Raw genomic sequence first — 22,985 nt, forward strand, 5'->3', positions numbered from 1 at the left:
TGATATGCAGAATTTTATCCAGATAAGTCTAGTTAGCCTGCAAATAGGAGCCGTATATATCCTGTTTTCTCTTGGATTGACGCTCATCTTTGGCGTCATGAAGATTATCAATTTCGCTCACGGCCAGGTGTTCACGCTTTCAGCAATCATCGTCGCAGTGATGTTGCCGATGTTGACCGGATGGGGATGGTCCCCACCGGTGGCATTCGCAGCTTCGGCGGTGGTCGCTCTCCTGTCCTCGGTGTCGCTCGGGTTCGTGATGTTCCAGTACGGCTTCCGGTTCTATCAACGCAATCTCGTCGGGTCATTCATTTTGTCGCTCGGGTTTGTGCTGCTGCTTGAGGGCATATATCTGGATGTCTTTGGCGGCCAGGTGCGGTCCATCCCGCCCTTGATCACCGGTACGGTCGATGTATTCGGCGCGCCTATGACAACTCAGCGATTGGTATTGTGCGTCGCTGCCATCGTGTTCACCCTCATTCTCTATTTTGCGCTTGCCAAGACCCGGACAGGCAAGGCGCTTCGCGCCGCGTCGATCGATCATGAAGCGGCTATGCTTCAGGGCATTCCTTATGAACGCATAGCGCTTCAGGGATTCCTGATCGCCGCACTTCTCGCCGGTGTCGCGGGGATCCTGATTGCCCCCACTTCGGCAGTGACGACGACAATCGGTACCGATTATCTGCTGAAGGGCTTTATCGCAGTGATTATTGGCGGGCTTGGCAGTGTTCCGGGTGCCATTGTGGGGAGCCTTTTTGTCGCCTTCATCGAAGGTTTTGGCGGTTTCTATTTTGATCCTTCGGGCGCAAGCATCGCAGTCTTTGTACTGGTGATGGTGGTTCTGGTGGTTCGGCCGAAAGGATTGATGGGTAATGTCTAATCGTCGAAAGTTTCTGCTTCCGCTCGCGATTGTCGCGGTACTTCTGATCGCAATGTTTCCAACTGGCCCCTATGCGGCCAGTCTGATCAGCTGGATGGCAATCGGGGCACTGATGGCTTCGAGCATGCGCTTTGTGCTGCTCTTCGGGGAATTGAATTTCGCTGTCGCGGCCTTCGTCGGCATCGGTGCCTACACCGCCGGCATGGCAACCACCGAATACCAGATCGTTTTCCCGCTAGCGATATTGCTGGCTGGCCTCGCGGCTGCGTTTGTCAGTTTCTTCTTTGGCTTCATAACGCTCAAGGTGAAGGGACCATACTTCAAGCTTATCGGTTTTGCTTTCGCTGAAGTCGTCCGGATTTGCTACTCGCAGTCCGACACCCTTGGCGGAAATTCAGGAATCATTGGTGTCTTCCCGCCGCTGGCTCTCGATCCCTGGATGACGTTTTTTGTGGTCAGTTTTGCGGTTGTCATTCTGTTGGGCCTCTATGCTGTCGAGCGCTCCGATTTCGGCAAGCTGCTGCTTGCCATCAAGGAAAACGATGATGTGGTTCGCACCGTCGGGATCAATGTGCACTGGATCAAGATTCTTTGCTTTGTGCTGGCCTCCTTCGTGGCTGGTCTGGCCGGGTCGCTGCAGGCATTCGTCAATAATGTGATCAGCCCGGCAGATTTCGGCTTCATGCTGTCGGTCTTCGCGCTTGCCTATCTCAAGGTCGGCGGAGAAGATTCTCCCCTTGGCCCGGTGGCCGGATCCATCGTTCTTGTTGGCCTTGGCAGCATCGCGCTGACCTTCGGCGCGGGGGAACATATTTTCTACGGAGCGGCGATCGCTCTGGCGGTGCTGTTTTTCCCCAAGGGCATGATCGGGTTCGCAAAGGACACGGTGGGCAAGTGGCGGGATCGCGGTGCGACAAATACAACCGCTGTAGCTGCAACGCAAAAAGGTGAGGCATGAACATGAGCATTCAAACTCCCCTGCTTCGTGCGGCAAACCTGACATGCCGGTTTGGCGGGCTCGTCGCGGTCTCGGACCTCTCGTTTGAACTCAACCGCGGCGAAATACTCGGGCTGATAGGTCCCAATGGAGCTGGCAAGAGCACGACATTCAACCTGATCTCCGGCTTTTACAAGCCGACGTCCGGCGAAGTCTTTATTGACGGGGTCAACGTCACCGGAAAACCCGCTGAAAAAATCTGTGTCCACGGGTTGGCGCGCACATTCCAGCACAGCAGCCTGATGCGTGGGATGACAGTCAGGGACAACGTGCTGATCGGCGCGATCGGATCCCTGCGCCGGGGCTCCCACAAGGCGCGCATGGTTCGCACCGAGGAAACGGCAGAGATGCTGGGTCTTTCGGACTACCTCGACGAGGAGGCCGGCACGCTACCGCACGGTATCCAGCGGTTGGTGAGTATTGCGATTGCTTTTGCCACGCGGCCACGCCTGCTTTGCCTGGATGAGCCCCTGACCGGGCTCAACCAGACCGAAGTGATCAATACGCTCAAGGTTTTTGAGCGCATTCGCACCGAGCATGGTGCCTCCATTCTCCTGGTGGAACACAATATGAAGGCGGTGATGCAGATATGTGATCGGATCGTGGTCCTGCACCACGGAAAGAAGCTTGCCACGGGCTCACCACTTGACGTGAGACGTGACGAAAAGGTCATCGCGGCCTATCTGGGGACTCGCAATGCGTAATGAAGATGTATCACTCGGTATTGACGGGCTCTCTGCATCCTATGGCAAGGTTCCCGTTCTCCGTGACGTTTCCGTCAGCATTCGGAAGGGTGAAATTGTTACTCTGATTGGCGGTAACGGGGCTGGCAAATCGACTTTGATGAAGGCCATTTGCGGGTTAGTCAAACCGACCGGCGGAAAGGTCACACTGTTTGGCGAGGATGTGACTGGCCTGGCTCCGCACAATCTCGTTACACGCGGGCTGTCGCTGGTCCCGGAAGGGCGCCGACTGTTCGGCCCTATGAGTGTGCATGAAAATCTCGACATGGGGGCCTATGCGCGGCGGGATTCGGAAATCGCGGCCGACATCGAAATGGTGCTGGACTATTTCCCGGCCTTGAAGGGACGGTTGCACGAACCGGCAGGCGCCTTGAGCGGCGGACAGCAGCAGATGGTTGCGGTCGCGCGCGCACTGATGAGCAAGCCGAAAATCCTGCTGCTGGACGAGCCGACGATCGGTCTGGCCCCGGCGATTGTCGATACGATCGCGGAGATAGTCACGACCATCGCCAAGTCCGGCGTGGATATTCTGCTGGTCGAACAGAACGCCGAAGTAGCGCTGGCGATCGCGAAATACGCCTACATTCTGGAGAATGGGGTAATCACAGCCGAAGGACCTTCGGCGGAACTTGCCAAGAGCGAAGAAATTCAAAGGGCATATCTGGGTATCTGAGTTTCGGCGTCGCCGCACCACGCCCCTCCATATTTTGAGAAGAGACATGACATCATCACTCCAAGACACTTGGCAGCCGCGCCCCGAGGATTTGAGCAACTCCAATGTCATTGCGCTGATGCAGCGATTTGGGATTGCCGATTACGACGAATTCTATCGGTTCTCGATCGAGCACCCGGATCGCTACTGGCGTGAAGTTGTCGACTTTTTACAAATCGTATGGACGAAGGATTATGACGCCTATGTCGATCTTTCGCGTGGCAAGGAGTTCCCCGAGTGGTTTCCCGGTGGGGAGCTGAACTGGACTGATACGGTTTTCCAGTGGGCTGACGAACCACAGCTCCGGTCACGTATGGCCATTGTTGCGGAACACGAGGACGGATCGCTCACCGAACTGGCGTTTGCGGATCTGAAATCGACGGTTCGTCGCTTTGCTGCAGGGCTCAAACAGCAAGGCATCAAGCGCGGTGACCGTGTCGGTCTGTTGATGGAAAATGGCGTTGAAGCCACCGTCTCCCTGATGGCGCTTTCGTTCATGGGCGCCATTGTGGTGCCGCTGTTCAGCGGTTTTGGGGCCGATGCCATAATATCACGGCTCAGCGCAAGCGGCGCACGCGCGGTCATCGCCACCGAAGGCTTCAAACGCCGCAACCGCTATATCAATGTAAGCGCTGCCATAGCCGAAGCGATGGAGAGCCTTCCCTCGGTCGAGCTCCTGATCATGAAGCTCTCAAAGGATGGTTCAGGCCTCCCCGAAGGGGCGACTGCATGGAGCGAAATCGCTGCCACGGAAGATCCGGGTGGAGAAGCCGCGCGCATGTCTGCGAACGATCCTTTCATGGTGATCTATACCTCCGGCACCACCGGAAAGCCCAAGGGAGTTGTCCATACGCATGGCAGCTTCCCGTTGAAGATCGCCCATGATTCAGCAATCCACTTTGATACCAAGCCGGGTGACGTATTCTGTTGGCCTGCGGATATGGGCTGGATTGCCGGTGCGCTGATCATTTCCAGTTCGCTGCTAAGAGGCGCTACGCTGGTTTGCTATGATGGCGCGCCCGATTTCCCCGACTGGTCGCGGATGTCGCGGCTGATTGAGCGGCACAATGTCACCCATTATGGCTCTGCTCCGACCTTGGTCCGTGGGTTGGCAGCCAACGAGGCTGAGGCGCTTCAGGGCGATTTTTCCAGCATCAGAATGCTTATTGTCGCGGGCGAAGGGATCGCACCCGAACACTATCTCTGGCACCAGCGGACCTTTGGCCGCGGAGAGTGCCCGGTAATCAATTATACCGGAGGCACGGAGGTGTCTGGCGCGCTTCTGGGCAGCGTGATCATCAAGCCGATCGCTCCGGCAGGTTTCAATACGGCGTCGCCGGGAGTTGCCATCGACATTGTCGATCACGCGGGCAACTCGCTTGAGCGTGACGTCGGCGAACTGGCGATGCGCGAACCGTTTATCGGCATGACCCATTCGTTCTGGGAGGATGACGAACGCTACCTCGAAACCTATTGGAGCACAGTGCCTGGTACCTGGGTTCATGGAGATCTTGCAGTTCGAAGCACCGATGGCGGCTTCTTCATGCGTGGCCGGTCTGACGACACCATCAAGGTCGCCGGCAAGCGCCTTGGCCCGGCAGAGGTCGAGGAAGTCCTGCTAGAGCTTCCGGGTGTCACGGAGGTTGCCGCGATCGGTGTCGATGATCCGGTCAAAGGACAGAAGCTGGTGGTGTTCGCAATTCCCAGAAAGACGGCCGATATGGCTGCCTTGCCGCAACAGATCGCCCAGCATGTGGAAAAGCGTCTGGGCAAACCGTTCCGCCCCGGCAACGTACATCTCGTCCGCGATCTGCCGAAAACCAAGAGTTCGAAGGTGATGCGCCGATTGATCCGCAGCGCCTATTGCGGATTGCCACATGGGGACCTGTCGTCGCTCGACAACCCATCGGCATTGGATGAAATCGCCAGTGTTGTGCCGCCGGCATGACCTGCCACGCGGGCGTGATGCGGGCGGTTTTCGTCATTGCGCTTCCGGGACGGCCCGGCATGGAGCCGGTATTGCCAGATGGTGAAGCGCCAGGCTGCGCCAAATCCAGAACGTCGAATGCTTGCGCGGGAGGGAACTGATTTATGGACCTTGGACTGAAACAAAAACGGGTTCTCATAACCGGAGCGTCACAAGGGATTGGCGCCGGCCTCGCCGAAGCCTTTGCAGAGGAGGGCGCGGATCTACATCTCGTTGCGCGGTCGGCGGAACGATTGGGCGAGCTTGCGAACCGCCTGGGCGGCGATCACGGTGTCAATGTCCGGGTGCAGGCACTGGATCTGACCGCCAGCGGCTCGGTCGCCGAAGTTGTGGCCAATGCCGGCGATGTCGATATTCTCGTCAACAATGCGGGTGCAATCCCGGGTGGCGATCTCTGGAAAGTCGATGCCGAAAACTGGCGCGCTGGCTGGGAGTTGAAAGTCTTCGGCTATATCGACCTGTGCCGCGAAATTTATCCGCTGATGAAAGCCCGTGGTAGCGGTGTGATCCTGAACAATATCGGCAATGGTGGCGAAAACCCTGACTTCGACTACATCGCCGGGAGCACCGGCAATGCGGCGCTCATGGCACTCACTCGAGCTCTTGGTGGCCGCAGTCTCGACGATGGCATTCGCGTTCTCGGGATCAATCCCGGCCCAGTGGCGACCGACCGGATCAATAACATGCTGAAGACCCGCGCAGCCGCACGCCTTGGCGATGCCGAACGCTATGCAGAGTATCTGCTCAGCTATCCGCTCGGTCGCGCTGCGACCGTCCGGGAAGTGGCCGACCTGTTTGTGTATCTGGCGTCGCACCGCTCGGGATACAGTTCCGGTGCCATCTTCACCGTCGACGGCGGGATCACCTCCCGCCGGTCGATCTGAAAAAATCATCTGCCGGAGCGTTCAGCGCCATCGCACTACTGGAGTAGATTTCCGTGACCCAGACTTATTCCGACTACAAGACGATTTTGTTTGACCGCCCTGCCGAGGGTGTTTTGCGGTTGACCATGAACCGGCCCGAGAAGCTCAATGCACTGGATTGGGTCGGTCATACCGAGCTTGCGGAAGTCTGGCGGTTGATCGACGCGGATCCGGAGGTTCGTGCCGTCATTCTGGCCGGCGCCGGGCGTGCCTTTTCCGCCGGTGGCGATCTCGAGGTGGTCGACGATCTGATCAACAGTTTCGAGGCACGCAGCCGAATGTGGAAAGACGCCAAGGATCTGGTTTACAACATCATCAACTGCTCCAAGCCGATAGTCTCGGCTATCCATGGCCCCGCCGTCGGTGCGGGCCTGGTTGCGGGCATTCTGGCCGATATTTCGATTGCCGCCAAAAGCGCAAAAATTGTCGACGGCCATACCCGGCTCGGAGTTGCCGGCGGCGATCATGCCGCGATCATCTGGCCGCTGCTTTGCGGCATGGCAAAGGCCAAGTACCACCTCCTGCTGTGCGAACCGGTGAGTGGCGAGAAGGCCGAAGAGATCGGTCTGGTTTCGCTCTCGGTTGAGGATGATCAGCTTCAGGACAAGGCGCTTGAGATCGCCATCCGCTTGGCCAATGGCGCGCCTAACGCCATCCGCTGGACCAAATACGCGATGAACAACTGGCTGCGCATGGCCGGACCTGCATTCGATACCTCGCTGGCGCTCGAGATGATGGGTTTTGGTGGACCAGAAGTGGTCGAAGGACTGGCGTCGCACCGGGAGAAGCGGGAGCCGGATTTCACCAAGTTTCCTGGCTGAAGCTGAACCAAGGCGCATCTGATGTTCGAGAAATTATTTTCCCCGCTCAAAATAGGCGCGATGACGATTCCCAACCGGATTGTCATGGCGCCGCATGCCGTGGGCTTCCTTCCCGGTTACGGAGGCGCGGTCGATCGGGTGATTGACTATCACGTCGAACGCGCCAAGGGCGGGGTGGGCATGATCGTCATGTCCAATTTCCTGTTCCTGCCTTCGTGGCGGCGACTTGCGACATGGGGCGGCGAAATGGAAACATCGCCATTGGGAACGCTGGACCGGATCGACGACCCCGCCCTGATTCCCGACTACCGACGTCTGGTTTCAGGTGTCCATTCCCACGGTGCGCGCTTCATATCCCAGCTCAATGCCAGTGGCCGGCAAATCCATCCACCGGGTGTGAAAAACTATACCATTCCGCTGTACGCGCCCTCGGCCATCCCTTGTCCCAGGACGCATGAAATTCCGCGCGCGATGGAAATTGCCGACATCGAGGAATATCTCGAAGCATTCGCGACCTCTGCCTGGAATGTCGCTGAAGCCGGTGGAGATGGTGTCGAGTTGTTTGCCGCGCAGGGGTACCTGTTGCATGAATTCCTGTCGCCGAACACCAACCAGCGTACCGACCGGTATGGCGGCGATCTGGAAGGACGCATGCGGTTCCTGATGGAGAGCATTGCGGCGATCCGCAAGCGTGTTGGCTCAGGCTTTGTCATCGGCGTCAGGATGAACGCTGAAGACAGGTTGCCCGGCGGGATTGACCTGGCTGCGGCCATGGAAATAGCCAGCCGCCTGTCGGCAACCGGCGCCGTTGATTATCTTAACGTCAGCGGCCTGACCTCGGCTTCCTATCCGGGCTGGATTTCTGACATGACCGCGCCCGAGGCGCAATTCGCCGCCGGTGCCGGCGAAATTCGGAAAGTGGCCGGCGGCCTGCCCGTTTGCCTCGTTTCCCGGATTCCAACCCCGAATCTGGCGGAATCTCTGCTGCTGTCAGGGCAGACCGACATGATCGGTCTGGTGCGGCCGCTGATTTCCGATCCGGAATGGCCCAACAAGGCCCGGGCCGGATTGCTCGATGACATACGTTTGTGCACCTATTCAAACCAGGCGTGCCTGATGGGGATCGACAAGGGGCGTGGCGTTGGCTGCGTTCATAACACCGCCGTGGGCCGCGAACGTCAGCTCGGAATCGGGACCATGCGGCCGGCTGAGCGCTCCCGCAATGTTGCGGTTGTTGGCGGAGGTCCAGCCGGCATGGCTGCAGCCCGCATCGCCCATGAACGCGGACACCGGGTGACGCTGTTTGAGGCGGCGGACCGGTTGGGCGGGCAAAATCTGATGACCGCGGCGATGCGCTCGCGCCGCCAGTTTGCCGAGGTGACCCGCTGGCAGGAGCACATGCTCCGCAAGTCCCCGGTGGATATCCGGACTGGTGTCACGGCAACAGCGGCGCAACTCGAGGGATTTGAGGCGATCGTGCTGGCAACCGGATCGCAGCCGATCCGCAAGGGGCGATCCGCTTTCAGGCCGGGGTTGGAGTGTATCCAGGGTGCTGACTGGGCGGGTGTGCATACCACCTGGGATGTGTTCCGCCGGCCCGAGGATATCGGGCACCGCGTGGTGGTGATCGACGAGGACCCGCATCTGTCTGCGGCCTATGTCGCCGAACATCTGGCGGATGAGGGCCATGACGTAATGGTTGTAACGCCCTATTTGCATGCCGGATCGGCGTTGCATCCAGATCATGTTCCTGATTTTTATCGCCGTCTGCGCCCCAAGGGCGTGGATGTCCTGGCCAACATGCTCGTCGTGTCGGTCGGAAACGACGGTGTGCGTCTGGAGGACCGTTTCGACGGGAACGGGAAGCATCTGGAGGATGTCGACACGGTTATCTTCGGTGTTGGGCAGCGCGCGGATCGAGGTTTGTTTGACGAGTTGGCGGGAGCATCTGTGGAAATTCATTTGGTTGGTGATTGCAATACCCCCCGTCTGATCACCGACGCGATCCTGGATGGAGAGCGTGCCGGATGGATGCTTTAGTGAGGGAACGGACGATATGAGACTCAAGAATAAAGTCGCGCTGATCACCGGTGGTGGAGCAGGAATTGGCCGGGCATCGGCAGTGTTGTTTTCGTCCGAAGGCGCCAGGGTCGTGGTGGCCGAGCGCGATACGGCCGCGGGTGAAGATACGGTGCGTGAAATCATCGCTGCCGGCGGAGACGCCATTTTCGTGCAGACGGATGTGACCGAGGATCTTCAGGTCAAGGCGGCGGTCGAGCGCACCGTTGAAGTCTATGGCGGCATTGATGTGCTTTACAACAATGTCGGCGGATCAACCTTGCGGGACGGCCCGGTGACAACTGCGCCGTTCGAGGAATTCTGGAGCAAGATCAAGATCGATGTCTTTGGCACTTGGCTCGGATGTCACTACGCGATTCCCAAGATGATCGAGCGGGGCGGCGGGTCGGTCATCAACACCACGTCAATGGTGGCGCTTATGGGAACCCCGAGCAAGGATGCCTATACAGCCGCGAAGGGAGCCGTGGCATCGTTGACGCGGTCGATGGCCGTCGAATTCGGCAAGCACAAGATCCGGGTGAACGCCCTCGCGCCGGCGGCGACATTGACGGATCGTGTCGTGAAAATTCTTGAACAGGATGGTGTCTCTGCAAAAATTGCCGAGAATTATTTGCTTGGCTATCCGCAACCCATCGATATTGCCAATGCGGCATTGTATTTGGCCAGCGATGAATCTCGGGTCACAACCGGGCAGATACTGGCCATCGACAGCGGCATCACCATTTCCTAGCAACTGTGTTTACGCATTGAATTGAAGTCGCCGTGGATTCCTGGTTTTGAGGAGTGAATTTGCGATTGATCTCAACCTGCGTGCAATTGCGACATGCATTGATTCAGGTTCTTACAGCGCTGCGCGTCCAATCGGGCGTGCAGCGCTTTTGTTTGTGCGGCTTTCACAGCCCCTTTAGAGCCGTTCATCTTTAAATGGAATCGTTTGAGCGCCGCAATTTCGTGATCTGGCAAGAAGCGTGCGGTGACGCGGCGCCAGCACCGTTAGCCGTGCGCCACGCAGTCCCGAACGCGAAAGAACAAGCTCACACGATCGCCTCTCAACGCTGGCTCTGAGGGTGTCGGAAGCACCGCCGCGCGCCTCGCTTGGATGTCTTTTCCACGCCAGCGTCGTCAAAATCCTCGCACGATGCGCGGCATCGTGGCTGCGGTGTTTTCCTAACTGACGCGGAAAACCCATTCCATCAAACTGCTTCCATTTAAAGATCAACGACTCTAGCAGGTTGCCTAAAGCGTTTCATGTTTTGACGGACGCATATCCTGCATTTGTGAGATAGTTGGCGCATTCTTGGGGTTTGCGCTCGGCAATCTCGTAATCGCGCCCACCCGGTTCAGTTCTGAGTGGAAATCAACACATTCAGGACGAGATCACTGAATCGGCTGCTTGAAACGATTTGGCATCCACGCGAGAGATGGTTCAATTCAGATCAGCGCCGAGAGGAAGCGTTCTTTAACGAGTGGTCAGCAGGCACAAATTCGGAGTTCTTTGATTTAAAGTCGTTAGTTTGACCTGAGACTCGAGTTCCCTCCAGTAGTTTTTTCATCGTAGACAAGTCGCGACCAGCCTACGATTTTGCCTCTCGGATAAAATTGCGGATCAATGGTAACCGGATAGCAGACCGTGACCAAATAACACCCACTTCCCGCAAAGGGGCGTCCGTCAGTTCCATCTGATTGATCCGTGCACCTTGAGGCCAAGGTGCAGGCCAGTTGGGTATGATTGAAACGCCCAACCCCCGCGACACCATGATCACGATAGCCTCGAGCGAATCCAGTTCGTGTTGCTCGCATGGTCGAATTCTCTGTGCGTGAAGATACTGATCGACGATGCGTCCGCCCCAGTGGTTGCGATCATAGCGGATAAAAGGTTCCTTCCGTAGCATGACCGTGGCATCGACTTCGCCCAGCCCTGGAGGTGAAATGAATAGGTGCTGCTCTCTGCGCAGGGTTGTCCAGTTGAGTGACTTGGGCAGCAGAAAGTGTGGTTTCACGAGAATGGCGAGGTCCAGTTCACCTTGTGTTAGTCTGGTATAGAGATCTCCTGAGGTTCCGGGGACGAGATACAGGTCAATGCCCGGCTGATTACGGCGCAGCTTGAGCAGAATATCCGGCATCAACCCAGTCAGCACAGTCTGAATTACACCGATCCTGAGCCGACCGGTTCCGGTATCTGCCGACGCAACAGCCTTCATGTCCTCTTCCAGCGCCAGCATTTGTCGAGCGCTTGCCACCAGCGCATGCGCGGGAGCGGTGGGTTGCATCCTTTGCCCCACTCTTCGCAACAGTTGCTGACCAATCTCAGCTTCCAGCGCTTTGATCCGCTGGTTGACGGCCGAGGCTGTGATGTTCATTCGACGCGCGGTTTCGGCAGCCGAACCGGTCTCGATTACAGTTAGCAAGGTCTGTAGGAAACGGGTCTCCATCGACAGTTTTCCTTAATTTTGAATGCGATACTTAGCGTATTTCCTTAACATCTATAATGAGGTTTTATTGTGCCTAGTTTCCAGCGGTGGTGCGCAGCGCGGACGCTTGCGATCGACTGACACAGGATTAAGGAGTATCCAATGGATCTCGGGATCAAAGATAAAACCGCGCTGGTTTTGGGAGCTGGCGGCGGACTTGGCGGGGCCATTGCAAAATCGTTGGCGCGCGAGAGCGTACGCGTGGCGGTTTGTAACCGCTCGGTTGAGGGTGCGGAGCGTACTGTTGCCGAAATCCGTGCCGCGGGTGGCCAAGCAATCCCTGTCATCTGGGACTTGGGGGATTTGTCACAAATTAGCGCGCGAGTTTCCGAGATCGAGGCAGCCTATGGCAGCATCGACATTCTTGTGAATAACACCGGAGGGCCAAAGCCCGGCCCTGTTTCAGGGCAAGAATCTGGAGTCTGGCAAGCGAGCTTTCAGTCGATGGTGCTGTCGGTAATAGCACTGACAGACCGTGTTTTACCTGGAATGCGGGCAAAGAATTGGGGCAGGATTATTACCTCGACCTCGTCGGGCGTCATTTCGCCCATTCCAAACTTGGGTCTGTCGAATACGCTGCGTACCTCACTGGTAGGGTGGTCCAAGACGTTGTCGCGTGAGATCGGCCGCGACGGAATTACGGCAAACATCATCTTGCCGGGCCGTATCGCCACACAGCGTATCAATTTTCTTGATGATCAAAAGGCCGAGCGCGAAGGCCGCAGCCTTGAGGAGATCTCAGCCGAAAGTATCGCCATGATTCCGGTGGGCCGTTATGGTGACCCGGCCGAGTATGGTGATGCGGTCGCTTTTCTTGCCAGTGCGCGGGCAAGCTACATCACTGGCTGCACCATCCGCGTGGATGGCGGGCTGATCCCCAGTATCTGACCTGAACTGAGAGAACGGATATGACCGAGAATAAACTTCCCTATAACGAGAAAAAGGCCATCGAAGCGCTCAAGGAGATCACCACAGCCACGTTGACTACGGTGTTGTTAAAAAAAGGGCTGCGCAATGTCTGGCTGCGCGGTGCGGCGTCGATCAAAGAAGGCCAGCCCCGCCTCGTGGGGCGCGCCTTCACCTTGCGCTTTGTACCCGTGCGGGAGGACCTAGCGACGCCCGAAAGCTGGTCCTCACCGATTTCGACCCGTGCCGCCATTGAGGCAATGCCGGAAGGGGTAATCGCAGTGGTCGATGCGATGGGCGTCACCGACGCCGGCGTCTTTGGTGACATCCTCTGTGCACGCATGGCGAAACGCGGGGTGGCAGCGTTGGTAACCGATGGCGTGGTGCGTGATGTGGCCGGTGTCCTTTCTACCGGCTTGCCTGTCTGGTGTGCGGGTGTTGCGGCTCCTCCCTCCGTTGCTGGTCTCACATTCGTCAATTGGCAGGAACCCATCGCTTGCGGCGGGGTTGCGGTCTATCCGGATGATCTGGTGGTTATCGATGACGATGGGGCGGTGCTTATTCCGGCGAAAATGGTCGAGGAGGTGATCGAAATGGGCAGCGAGCAGGAGCGGTTGGAAAGTTGGATCCTGGGCGAGGTTGAGGCGGGCCATCAGCTGATGGGACTCTATCCTGCCAATGCCGAAAACAAGGCTCGTTACGAGCACTGGAAGGCAACACAGTAAGAGGGGTTCAAACGCACGTTTACTGTGTCTTCGCCATTTGGTTCGTTAAGTGATCGGTCCGTGTGGTGGGCTGCTTCCGAGGAACCTGATCATGTACGAAAGCCACCTAGCGCCGACACATTTACCGTCGAAATAGTCAACCGAGTATGTAGGCCCAATGGGAGAATATCTGGTCCTTTCTGGAATGGTTTTGGTTGCAGTAGCCATTCTGGGGGGGCTAGCGTTATCCAGAAAAGGCGCCGGGCTGGATGGATGAAAATCGACGCGACTGTCGATGCGGCTTACTATGAAGCGCGGGGCAAGAACGTCTTTGCGCTGGTTGATGTGTCCTTCTACGATGGAGACATCAGACGAACGATCAAGCGGGTTCCTACAGGTCGTATCGATGTTGAGGGTATTTCTCCCGGCGACCTCATTGCCATCCTGGTCAACCCGGCTGCCCGAGACCGTTGCGTTGTCGACAGTTAGGTATCTGTGGATCGAGACGTCAACTTCGCTGTCTTATTGCCGGCGTGGCAAATTCGAAAACCAGATTCAGTGCGTTGGCGAATTTCAAGTTCTAATCCATCACGCCAAATATCAGCAGTACCAGCGGCAAACCCATGAACTGTGTTGTCATTTGGCGCGGTGAAACTGCTGGCTGAGCGACTACGGAATCGGGATCGGCGCCGACCATCTTCTAGTGACCTAGCCTTTAGCTCGCTAAAACCGCAATTGCTGGAGCTCCAAGCTTGCTGACCGCTACCGTCCGCAACGGGCATCAAGTTGTGCAAGCGTCTGGAATTTGGTGCGCTCTACGCCATCGTTGTATTGGTGGGCAGGGGGCTTGGCGTATCCCTGGCATTGAATTGCACATGCACAGCCCGGCAGGCGGGACATTCCCTGGTAAAGCTACCGTCGCTGGATGTGTACTGGCGCGTGAGGTTGGTCTGGTTTGGATGCGAGACCAATCTCACGCGCCGGCTGTTGCGCACCCTGTTGGAAGTGTTGAATGGTTACGCTGGAGGGCGGGTTCGGTGGGCATCATCGGGGCCATACTCAGATGAGCGCCGTGGGTAATGCGGCGCTGCATCAATCATCTAGAAAGGCCGAACAGCCCAGCACCGAGAAAAATGACGACGGCAACAGTCAGCCAGACGAGGATGCCGACGCAGACCGCTGTGACGAAGTCGACGCGGGCAATTGTCCAATAGCAGGCCATCAGGAAGGCAACATAAGCCGGAATGGTTTTTATGCCCGCAAGACAAGTTTCTCGAAAGGCGACCATATCGCCCTTAGCACCAATAATAAGCAGCGCGATCAGGCCGAAGGTCGGAAACAACGGCAAAATTCCCGGAAGAACATTGCCACGTTTCGAGAGTGCTACGATGAGCGCCGTGGCAAGACCACCGACAATCCCCTTCCAAACGACGTCCATGGTCGCGCCTCCTTCATGCCTCCCTGGGCAATCGCGTCAGGAACTTGAAATCGCAGCCATGTTCAGCCTGCAATACCTCCTGCTTATAAAGCCGAGCATAGCCGCGTTCCGGCAGCGCTGCCGGCGGCGGCATGGCGGCGCGACGGCGCGCCAGTTCTGCATCGTCGACGAGCAGATCGATGCGGCGGTCGCGGATTGACAGCCGAATGCGGTCGTGATTGCGCACGAGGCTGAGTGGCCCGCCAGATGCAGAGTCCGGGCTTACGTGCAAGACAATGGTCCCGTAGGCGGTGCCGCTCATGCGTGCGTCCGAAATACGGAGCATGTCCTTGACGCCCTGTCGTGCGAGCTTGGAGGGGATCGGCAGATAGCCTGCTTCGGGCATGCGGGAAGAACTGGTCGGGCCAGCGTTCTGAAGAACCAGGATGTCGTTGGGGAGTACGTCGAGATCTGGGTCATCCACGCGCTCGGCCATATCTTCGATCGACGTGAAGACGATGGCACGGCCTTCGCTCTCGAACAGCCCCGGATCGGCTGCGGCGCGCTTGAAGATGGCCCCATTGGGCGCAAGCGATCCGAAAAGCGCAACGAGGCCGCCGACCGGCTGCAGTGGCGTTTCTAGGGCATGAACAACGTTGTGGTCGACATAGGGCGGAACGTCGTCGTTCAGCCGTTCGCCCAGGGTCGTCCCAGTGACGGTCAAGCAGTCGAGATGAAGCAACGGCTTCAGTTCGCGCAGCACGGCGCCAATACCGCCGGCAGCGAATAGGTCTTCCATGTAGTAGGCGCCCGTCGGTTTCAGGTCGACTAACACCGGCGTTGTATCGGACAGTTCATTAAGGTGATGGAGATCGACCTTGATACCTGCTCGTCCTGCGATAGCAGTTAGGTGCAGGATGGCGTTGGTGGAGCCGGAGATGGCCAGCAGCACGCGAAGTGCGTTATCAATCGATTTCGGGGTTATGATGTCGGTGGGGGTGATGCGCGACTTGACCAATTGCATTGCAGCGACGCCGGAAGCCTCGGCAGCGCGGATGCGGTCGGCGTGGACGGCAGGGATTGCGGCCGTGCCGGGCAGCATCATGCCGAGTGCTTCGGCAAGCGAGGCCATGGTGCTGGCCGTTCCCATCACCGCGCAGGTGCCCGCAGTAGTCGCTAGGCGCCCCTCGATCTCGTTAATCGTGTCTTTATCGAATTCGCCGCCGCGATACCGCGCCCAGAAACGACGACAATCGGTGCAGGCACCGAGCTTCTCGCCGCGCCAGCGTCCGGTCATCATCGGTCCGGTAACGAGTTGGACGGCGGGAACGTTGGCAGAAACTGCACCCATCAGTTGGGCTGGAACAGTCTTGTCGCATCCGCCGATCAGAACCACCGCGTCCATCGGCTGGCCGCGGACCATTTCCTCAGTATCCATGGCCATCAGGTTGCGGAAGAAGAGGCTGGTTGGATTGAGAAAGACTTCGCCAAGCGAAATGGTTGGAAACTCGAGTGGCAAGCCGCCTGCCGAAATGACGCCGCGCTTCACGGCGGCGACCAGTTCGGGGACCAGTCGATGGCAATTATTGAATTCGCTGTAGGTGGTGGCAATACCAACCACCGGACGCGCCAACATTTCGTTCGAGTGGCCCATGGAGCGCGCAAACGACATGCGCAGATAATTGGAAAAGTCCTTATCCCCGTAGCTGGTCAGGCCGCGAGAAAGACCTGTTTCCGACGGTTCGGTCATCATTGTTCGCCTCAAAATTAATGAAAATGCTGTTAGGGAGAGATTGCCGCCGATTAGTCGATCAAAGTTCCGAAGGTCCGCAAATAAGCGTTCTTCGATGGAGGGAGATGGCCACGGCACAGGTCTATCAATGCTCCACGATCCTGACGGGTGATCGCGTCGATCATCATGTGATGCTCATCGCGGGCCTTGCGGCGCTTCGCCGGACTTATCAAGACATGGAAGCGGATGCCGTGCGCCCGCTGGGCATAGGTTTTGATCGCTTCGGCGAGGTAGGCATTCCCACACAGGTCGAATAGCTTGCTGTGAAACCGCTGGTTCGAGCGAAACACCTCAACGAGATCTTCCTGTTCGATGGCGTGGTCGTGATCAGACTGGATGGCCGTTAACTCTTCGAGGTCTTCCGGCTTCACGGGGAACTCGATCTGCGCAGCAGCGGAGGTTTCAAGCATTTCACGCAAGGAATAGAGCTGCTCGACATCACGGGTCGAAAAGGCCCGTACCAGCGCGCCGCGATTGGGGATACGTTCGACGATACCCATGCGGCTCAGTTCGGTAAAGACCTGCCGTAGAATATGACGCGTCACGCCGAAGCGCGCGCAAAGCTCTTCCTCGATCAGTCGTTCGCGCGGGTGCAGTTTACCGAGGACGATGTCCTCTTCCATCGCGGCTACGACGCGATCAAGTGCCGTCCCTGTGCCCACTTGGTCGTCCTGTGCGCCCTTTGGCGCCGCCAGTGCATTTGTTGTTGCTGATGTATTCAAGGTGCTGGCTCCGACATGTTTACCTTATGAGATTGTAGTGACTGACTCAATTATCACACTCCCTTTCGCACATCCGATTTGAATTGTCGAATGGATTATCGACAATATTATTGATACAATAGTTGACAATTCAAATCCTCTGGCCCACTAGTGGTGTCAGACACGTCACGTAAATGATTTTCGATGGTCGCCTGCCGGTTGATGGGTGACGAATCGCTCAGCGGGGTTTGGGTCATGTGCTCAGAATGCTTTGTAACTGCGGCCATGAAGTCGCGCATCGCCGCCCATGGTGCGGCTTTCCGCAAGGCGACCGCCAGCCCGTTCGGCTCCGATGATGAGGTCGGTATGCTCAACCTAATGGACGCCGCCTCGCGTCAGGCGATCATGGATCGTGCCGATCCGACTAAGGTCTACGACCTTTCGGTCGACAACTTTGTCGGTATGCCTGGCTGGTTTGGCGCCGAGGATCAGCCCTATCAAATCTGGATGACACACACGCCCGAGGGCGAGAAAATTGATGACATCATGCGTGTCGGCAAGGAGGCGAACGATCTAGTTTCCTATTCGGGTGACTCTATCTCAATGTACACCCATACCGGCACCCATATCGATGCGCTGAACCACTTTGGATACGACGGCAAAATCTTCAACGGTTTCTCCGCAAAGGAACATCTGGGTAGTCGTGCCTGGCGCAAGTCCGGCGCCGACAAGCATCCGCCTGTCGTCGCACGCGGCATTATGCTGGATGTGGCTGCGCTCCTCGGTGTCGATGTGCTGCCGCCGAGTTATGGCATCGGCGAAGCGGATCTGCGCGGCTGCCTGAAGCATCAGGACGTTGAGCTACGCCCCGGTGATGTGGTGCTGATTCGCACTGGACGCATGCGGCTGTGGCCCGATCGCGACGCCTACCTTCCAAATCCTCCTGGTCTCAATCGCGAGGGCGCGGAGTTCTTGGCCAAGGCCGGCGCCATCATCATCGGAGCGGACAACCACTGCCTCGAGCAGGCTCCTTCGGCCGATCCAGAAAACTGGCAGGTGGTGCACACCTACCTGCTGGCGGAAGCCGGAGTGCCAATCTTGGAGATCGCTAACTTGGAGGATCTCGCCGATGACAAAGTTTACGAATTCGCTTTTTTTGGCGCCTGTATCCGATTTCGCGGGGCGACTGGTTCGCCGATGCGGCCCATCGCCATGCCGTTGCGCTGATCGGTTGCCTTTGCGCACGAGGCTGTACGGACGTCTGCTCCGATCGATGCCATGCAGCGGAACGCAACGTTTTCAATACGAAAATTTCGAGGTAGCGGCGTGAGCACGCGGGTTCATTTGGTGACAGGCGCAGGCGGACTGGTAGGGCGGGCGGTAACGGACCAACTGCGCGCCCGTGGGGATCGCGTTATCGGCATTGATCGGATGGCGTCTGGCGAGGGCGACGGGCGCATTATCGATTGCGACCTGCGCGACACGCATCGCCTACACCAGTTGGCGTATGCCCACGATCTGGACACGATCATCCATTGTGGGGCTCATTCCGGTCCCATGGTGGCGCGGGACAATCCGTATGATCTGGTTTCTGTCAATGTGATTGGCACCGCCAACGTGCTGGAAATTGCCCGCGTCCGCCGGCTGCGTCGCTTCGTCAACTGCTCCTCGGTTAGCGTCTATGGAGCAACGGTGGCCGGGCCTGTCGTGGAGAACGTGCCGCTTCATCCGTCCACGGTCTATGGCGCGACCAAGCTCGCTGCCGAATATCTGGTGACCGCCTATGCGAAAGAGCATCGGCTGGCCGCTGTGTCGTTGCGGCTTTCGTGGGTATACGGGCCGAACAGGACGACAAACTGCCTGCTGCGTCGCATGGTAGACGATGCGATTGAAGGAAAGCCTACCCGGGTCGATTGGGGTGCGGGGTTCCATCGTCAATATATCCATGCGGACGATGCGGCGGCGGCGTTGATCGCGGCGGTCGACGCCGCAAGCATCGACCAGCACGCTTACAATATCACCGGTGACACCTATCAGACGCTCACCGAAACGGCGGAACTGGTACGGCGCGTTTTGCCGCAAGCTGATATCCGGTTCGGCGAGGGCAACGATCCCGGTGATGACGTGCAGCACCGTTTCGACATCACGGCAGCCAGGCGAGATCTCGACTATGTGCCGGCTATCTCGCTCGAAGAGGGAATCCGGCGCTTCGCCGAAACCATTAAAGAGCAGAGGTAATACGTGGGAAACTTGGGTATCAACATTTTCTCTCTCACCGGGCGCACGGCAGTCGTGACCGGTGGAAGCCGTGGCATCGGCGCCGCCATCGTAGAACTTTTCCTTCGCTACGGCGCCAAGGTCGTTTTTTGCCACGCCCGTGACGATGCCGAGGCACAGGCCCTAACAGCGCGGCTCGCCGGCGAAGGCCTTTCCGTATCCGGCCAGGAGTGCGACGTCGCCGACGAGGCGGCGGTTGCTGCCTTCGCGCAATTCGCAAAGGCTGAACTGGGTCATGTGGATATTCTGGTCAACAGCGCCGGAGTGAGTGGCGACAAGGCTTTCGAAGCGATCACGGTCGCGGACTTCGACCACATGATTGATATCAATCTGCGCGGAACGTTTCTGATGACGCAGGCATTTTTCTCAGAGATGGTCGAGCGAAAATTCGGCAGGGTAATCAATCTTGCCTCGCAGCTCGCCTATAAGGGTGCACCGGCGATGGCGCATTATTGCGCCTCTAAGGGTGGTGTCGTTGGCTTCACCAGGGCGCTTTCCTATGACGGCGCGCCCCATGGAGTGACGGTCAATGCCATCGCGCCTGGACCGATCGAAACGGCGCAACTTGCCGGAATGACGGATGGGTGGAGGCGCTTGAAACATGCCGAGCTGCCCATAGGCCGGTTCGGGACCGTCGACGAGATTGCGCCTGTAGCACTACTACTTGCCTCGGCGGCGGGCTCATATTTCGTTGGTCAGACACTGTCGCCTAACGGCGGCGACGTGATGCTCTGACGTCATGCTGCAGCACCGCCCCCCATTCGAAAACCAAACGCTTCGGCGCATCCTACACGGCGCAGATCAACTCGCCGATCTGGTCGAGTTGACGCTGGGACCAGTCGGTCGCGCCGTGCTGATTGATCGCGGCGCGGCAATACCCCTTGTAGGTGACAACGGCTATGCGGTCGCGACACACTTCGATATTGCCGACCCGGTGGCGCAATGCGGTGTCCAGACACTTCGCCACCTTGCCTGGGAAATGTCGCGCGATTTCGGAGATGGTGCGGCAACCGCGATCGTGCTTGCCCGTGCCGTTCTGGCCGAGCTGGTCAACATGATGGACGCAGGTTACGATCCGCAGCATCTCGGCGAGGCGGTCGTTCGCCGTGCCAAGGCGATTGCAGCGCAGATCGAAGCGAGCGCAGTAACGGCAAACGATATCGGCACGTTGAAAGCGGTTGCGACGACGGCAGCGGGAGGCGATGTCGAGTTGGGCGGCGCGATCGGTGAAGCCTTTCATGCTGTCGGCAGGGCAGGCACAGTCATCGTCGAAGCTGGGCACGGCATGGGCGATGAGATCGAGACGCGGCCGGGAATGCATTTCGATTCCGGGTGGCTTTCGGAGGATTTTGTCAACGAAGACGCACTGGGCAAGGCGATCTACGATGACGCCTATATCCTCGTCGCCAGTGGTCGCATCGATCGCTTCGACGACATCCTGCCGATGTTGGAAGTCTTTTCCCAGCGCAAGAAACCGTTGATCGTCATTGCCGGTGAGGTGGCTGGTGAAGCCCTGGCGACGCTGGTACTCAACCGGCGCAAGAGCAGAGCGCTGGTTTGCGCGGTGGCGGCGCCGGGCGCTGGCGACTGGAAAACCATGAACCTGGGCGATATCGCGGCGGCCACCGGCGCTACCTTGATCGGTGACGAGACAGGTCATAGCTTGGCCCAAATCAAGCCTGCAATGGTCGGGCGCGCCCGCCGGATTGAGATCGGCAGATCCCATACGGCGATTGTCGGCGGCGGTGCCGATCCACAAACGCTTGAAGCACGCATGGCCCACATCCGGAGCGAAATCGCAAGCGCGCGGTATCTCGCCTACGATCGTGAGCAGCATGAACTGCGGCTTGCCCGTCTTTCCGGTGCAATTGCCCTCTTGCGGATCGGCGCTGCAACAAAGCCCATACATGACCAAAGGTTGGAAGTAGCCAAACGTGCGGTTGCCGCCACAAGAAGCGCTCGCGCTGCCGGCGTGGTGCAGGGTGGCGGTACAAGCTTCTTTCGAGCTGCCGTTCAGGCGGCCGCAGCAGCAAGCGGCAACGAGACCGAACTGATGGCCGCCAAAGTCCTGGCGGGTGCGTTGGGCGCGCCGATGCGGGCCATCGTCTCCAACCGAGGGCGCGACGCCGCGCACATGGTCGGCCTCGTAGCCCTCTCCTCCGATACCTCAACCGGCTATGACGCCGCCGGCGATCGAATCACGAACCTGCATGCGGCCGGTATCATCGACGCATGCGAGATCACAGTCGAGGCGCTGACGCGAGCTGTCGCTACGGCTGCCACGCTTGGCTCGGTCGCGGCAGCGACTTCGCCTCTCTCGAAACAAAACAACCGGGGTGCTGCATGATGCCAAAGCCGTCTCGTCAAACCACCTCCCTCGCGACAGGCGCGCAAAAGGAAGCTATGATGCCAGAGGCAAGAACCCAAACATTCCAGGCCGATGTCGGTTCACCAGCCGCGCCACCTATGCTCGAAATTGTAGAGGCGACGCATCGCTATGGTGATGTCGTGGCGCTCGACGGCGTGACCGTGGTTGCCCGACAGGGTGAATTCCTCACCATCCTTGGTGAAAGCGGCTCCGGCAAGACGACTCTGCTTCGCATCATTTCCGGGCTGGAGCGCCCAACCGCGGCCAGGGCGGTGCGTATCGGTGGCGCCGACGTGTCGGAGCTTGGCGCCAGCGATCGCGATTGCACAACGGTGTTCCAGCATTATGCCCTGTTCCCCCACATGTCTGTGCGTGAGAACGTGGAATATGGTCTGAAAGTGCGCGGCGTTGCGACTGATGAGCGCCGCAAGCGGGCCATGGAAGCACTTGAGCTGGTTCGTCTCATCCATACGTCGGAGCGGCGAATCCATCAATTGAGTGGTGGAGAACGTCAGCGAGTAGCGCTGGCACGTGCCTTTGTGACACGGCCTTCCATCCTGCTGCTCGATGAGCCGCTGGGGGCGCTCGACGAGAAGTTGCGCCTCGATATGCAGGAAGAGCTTATCGCCATTCAGCGCAACCTAGGCATTACTTTCGTCTACATCACCCACAGTCAGGAAGAAGCTTTGACCATGAGTGATCGCGTGCTTCTCATGAAGTCAGGCGAGATCGCCCAGGAGGGGCATCCGACCGAACTTTTTGACCGTCCGAACAGTGCTTTCGCGGCCAGGTTCATGGGCGTAGAGAATATTCTCGAAGGCGTCATCGAAAAGGTCGGCTTGCCTTACGTAACGCTCAATACGGGCGGCCATTTTATTACTGGCTTATGGTGTGGCAAATCCATGCCTCGCGTGGGGGCAAAGGTTGTGACAGGTGTTCGTGCCGAGCGTGTGCGTCTTTCGAATGCCAACGAAGCTCCTTTGTCGGCCAACGGGATTTCTTGCCGCCGCAGGGCCTCGGTTTACAAGGGCAAATACCTTGATCTGACACTGGATACGGAAATCGGTCCGATCCGGACCCGCCTCTGGGATGTCGACGCCGCGCCAACCGAACCCACCTTCATCCACTGGTCGCACGATACGTGCACCGTCATGGATCCCTGAACGGGTCCATCCACGATTCCGCGACCGTCAACAAACGGCGAGGA

The 22,985-nt window shown here is 58.2% G+C and carries 21 protein-coding genes; 17 read left to right on the plus strand and 4 right to left on the minus strand.

Going from position 1 to position 22,985, the window contains the following annotated elements; all coding sequences use genetic code 11:
- Positions 1 to 4 precede the first annotated feature (4 nt).
- From OEG84_RS16495 to OEG84_RS16535, 9 genes are all read left to right on the plus strand, one after another.
- On the plus strand, positions 5 to 880 hold the full coding sequence (locus OEG84_RS16495; protein WP_267654764.1) for a branched-chain amino acid ABC transporter permease: 876 nt from the start codon (positions 5 to 7) through the stop codon (positions 878 to 880).
- Positions 873 to 1,838: a branched-chain amino acid ABC transporter permease gene (locus tag OEG84_RS16500; protein WP_267654765.1), complete on the plus strand. Its 966-nt coding sequence runs from the start codon at positions 873 to 875 to the stop codon at positions 1,836 to 1,838. The genes OEG84_RS16495 and OEG84_RS16500 overlap by 8 nt, the downstream gene beginning before the upstream one ends.
- Entirely contained in the window at positions 1,835 to 2,581 is a 747-nt protein-coding gene (locus OEG84_RS16505) for an ABC transporter ATP-binding protein (protein WP_267654766.1), read from the plus strand. Before OEG84_RS16500 ends, OEG84_RS16505 begins: the two co-directional genes overlap by 4 nt.
- Positions 2,574 to 3,293: an ABC transporter ATP-binding protein gene (locus OEG84_RS16510; protein ID WP_267654768.1), complete on the plus strand. Its 720-nt coding sequence runs from the start codon at positions 2,574 to 2,576 to the stop codon at positions 3,291 to 3,293. The genes OEG84_RS16505 and OEG84_RS16510 overlap by 8 nt, the downstream gene beginning before the upstream one ends.
- Positions 3,294 to 3,339: 46 nt before the next feature.
- Complete coding sequence (locus OEG84_RS16515) at positions 3,340 to 5,280, plus strand: AMP-binding protein (protein WP_267654769.1); 1,941 nt, start codon at positions 3,340 to 3,342, stop codon at positions 5,278 to 5,280.
- Between the two features lie 143 nt (positions 5,281 to 5,423).
- Complete coding sequence (locus OEG84_RS16520) at positions 5,424 to 6,203, plus strand: SDR family oxidoreductase (protein WP_267654770.1); 780 nt, start codon at positions 5,424 to 5,426, stop codon at positions 6,201 to 6,203.
- 53 nt (positions 6,204 to 6,256) lie between these two features.
- Complete coding sequence (locus OEG84_RS16525; RefSeq protein WP_267654772.1) at positions 6,257 to 7,063, plus strand: enoyl-CoA hydratase/isomerase family protein; 807 nt, start codon at positions 6,257 to 6,259, stop codon at positions 7,061 to 7,063.
- Positions 7,064 to 7,084: 21 nt separating this feature from the next.
- Positions 7,085 to 9,103: an oxidoreductase gene (locus tag OEG84_RS16530; RefSeq protein WP_267654773.1), complete on the plus strand. Its 2,019-nt coding sequence runs from the start codon at positions 7,085 to 7,087 to the stop codon at positions 9,101 to 9,103.
- Positions 9,104 to 9,119: 16 nt separating this feature from the next.
- Positions 9,120 to 9,872, plus strand: coding sequence for an SDR family NAD(P)-dependent oxidoreductase (locus tag OEG84_RS16535; RefSeq protein WP_267654774.1), 753 nt, complete (start codon positions 9,120 to 9,122; stop codon positions 9,870 to 9,872).
- Positions 9,873 to 10,716: 844 nt separating this feature from the next.
- On the opposite strand, the gene OEG84_RS16540 is transcribed toward OEG84_RS16535, so the two are convergent.
- A complete protein-coding gene (locus OEG84_RS16540) occupies positions 10,717 to 11,574 on the minus strand; it encodes a LysR family transcriptional regulator (RefSeq protein WP_267654775.1) in 858 nt (285 codons plus the stop codon).
- A gap of 141 nt (positions 11,575 to 11,715) precedes the next feature.
- Between OEG84_RS16540 and OEG84_RS16545 the strand changes: the two genes are divergently transcribed.
- The 3 genes from OEG84_RS16545 to OEG84_RS16555 all read left to right on the plus strand — a co-directional run bounded on the left by OEG84_RS16545 (position 11,716) and on the right by OEG84_RS16555 (position 13,712).
- Positions 11,716 to 12,501, plus strand: a complete 786-nt coding sequence (locus tag OEG84_RS16545; protein ID WP_267654776.1) for an SDR family oxidoreductase — start codon at positions 11,716 to 11,718, stop codon at positions 12,499 to 12,501.
- Positions 12,502 to 12,521: 20 nt separating this feature from the next.
- Positions 12,522 to 13,244, plus strand: coding sequence for a ribonuclease activity regulator RraA (locus OEG84_RS16550; protein ID WP_267654777.1), 723 nt, complete (start codon positions 12,522 to 12,524; stop codon positions 13,242 to 13,244).
- Positions 13,245 to 13,496: 252 nt separating this feature from the next.
- Positions 13,497 to 13,712, plus strand: coding sequence for a hypothetical protein (locus OEG84_RS16555; RefSeq protein WP_267654778.1), 216 nt, complete (start codon positions 13,497 to 13,499; stop codon positions 13,710 to 13,712).
- A 607-nt stretch (positions 13,713 to 14,319) separates the two neighbouring features.
- Here the strand turns inward: OEG84_RS16555 and OEG84_RS16560 are convergent.
- The 3 genes from OEG84_RS16560 to OEG84_RS16570 are packed head-to-tail and all read right to left on the minus strand — an operon-like array spanning position 14,320 to position 17,154.
- Positions 14,320 to 14,661 (minus strand): GlpM family protein, encoded by a 342-nt coding sequence (locus OEG84_RS16560; RefSeq protein ID WP_267654779.1) that lies wholly within the window; start codon positions 14,659 to 14,661, stop codon positions 14,320 to 14,322.
- A gap of 13 nt (positions 14,662 to 14,674) precedes the next feature.
- Entirely contained in the window at positions 14,675 to 16,393 is a 1,719-nt protein-coding gene (locus OEG84_RS16565) for a dihydroxy-acid dehydratase (RefSeq protein ID WP_425602923.1), read from the minus strand.
- Positions 16,394 to 16,443: 50 nt separating this feature from the next.
- Positions 16,444 to 17,154, minus strand: a complete 711-nt coding sequence (locus OEG84_RS16570; RefSeq protein WP_267654780.1) for a GntR family transcriptional regulator — start codon at positions 17,152 to 17,154, stop codon at positions 16,444 to 16,446.
- Positions 17,155 to 17,418: 264 nt separating this feature from the next.
- On the opposite strand from OEG84_RS16570, the gene OEG84_RS16575 reads away from it, so the two are divergent.
- The 5 genes from OEG84_RS16575 (at position 17,419) to OEG84_RS16595 (ending at position 22,941) form a co-directional block, all read left to right on the plus strand.
- Positions 17,419 to 18,360 (plus strand): cyclase family protein, encoded by a 942-nt coding sequence (locus OEG84_RS16575; RefSeq protein ID WP_324288217.1) that lies wholly within the window; start codon positions 17,419 to 17,421, stop codon positions 18,358 to 18,360.
- Positions 18,361 to 18,459: 99 nt separating this feature from the next.
- Entirely contained in the window at positions 18,460 to 19,371 is a 912-nt protein-coding gene (locus tag OEG84_RS16580) for an NAD-dependent epimerase/dehydratase family protein (RefSeq protein ID WP_267654781.1), read from the plus strand.
- A gap of 12 nt (positions 19,372 to 19,383) precedes the next feature.
- A complete protein-coding gene (locus OEG84_RS16585; protein ID WP_267654782.1) occupies positions 19,384 to 20,145 on the plus strand; it encodes an SDR family NAD(P)-dependent oxidoreductase in 762 nt (253 codons plus the stop codon).
- Positions 20,146 to 20,149: 4 nt separating this feature from the next.
- Positions 20,150 to 21,757 (plus strand): chaperonin GroEL, encoded by a 1,608-nt coding sequence (gene groEL, locus OEG84_RS16590; protein ID WP_267654783.1) that lies wholly within the window; start codon positions 20,150 to 20,152, stop codon positions 21,755 to 21,757.
- 59 nt (positions 21,758 to 21,816) lie between these two features.
- On the plus strand, positions 21,817 to 22,941 hold the full coding sequence (locus OEG84_RS16595; RefSeq protein ID WP_267654784.1) for an ABC transporter ATP-binding protein: 1,125 nt from the start codon (positions 21,817 to 21,819) through the stop codon (positions 22,939 to 22,941).
- Positions 22,942 to 22,985 lie beyond the last annotated feature (44 nt).

Origin of the sequence: Hoeflea algicola (assembly GCF_026619415.1) — a bacterium.
GTDB classification, from domain to species: Bacteria; Pseudomonadota; Alphaproteobacteria; order Rhizobiales; family Rhizobiaceae; genus Hoeflea; species Hoeflea algicola.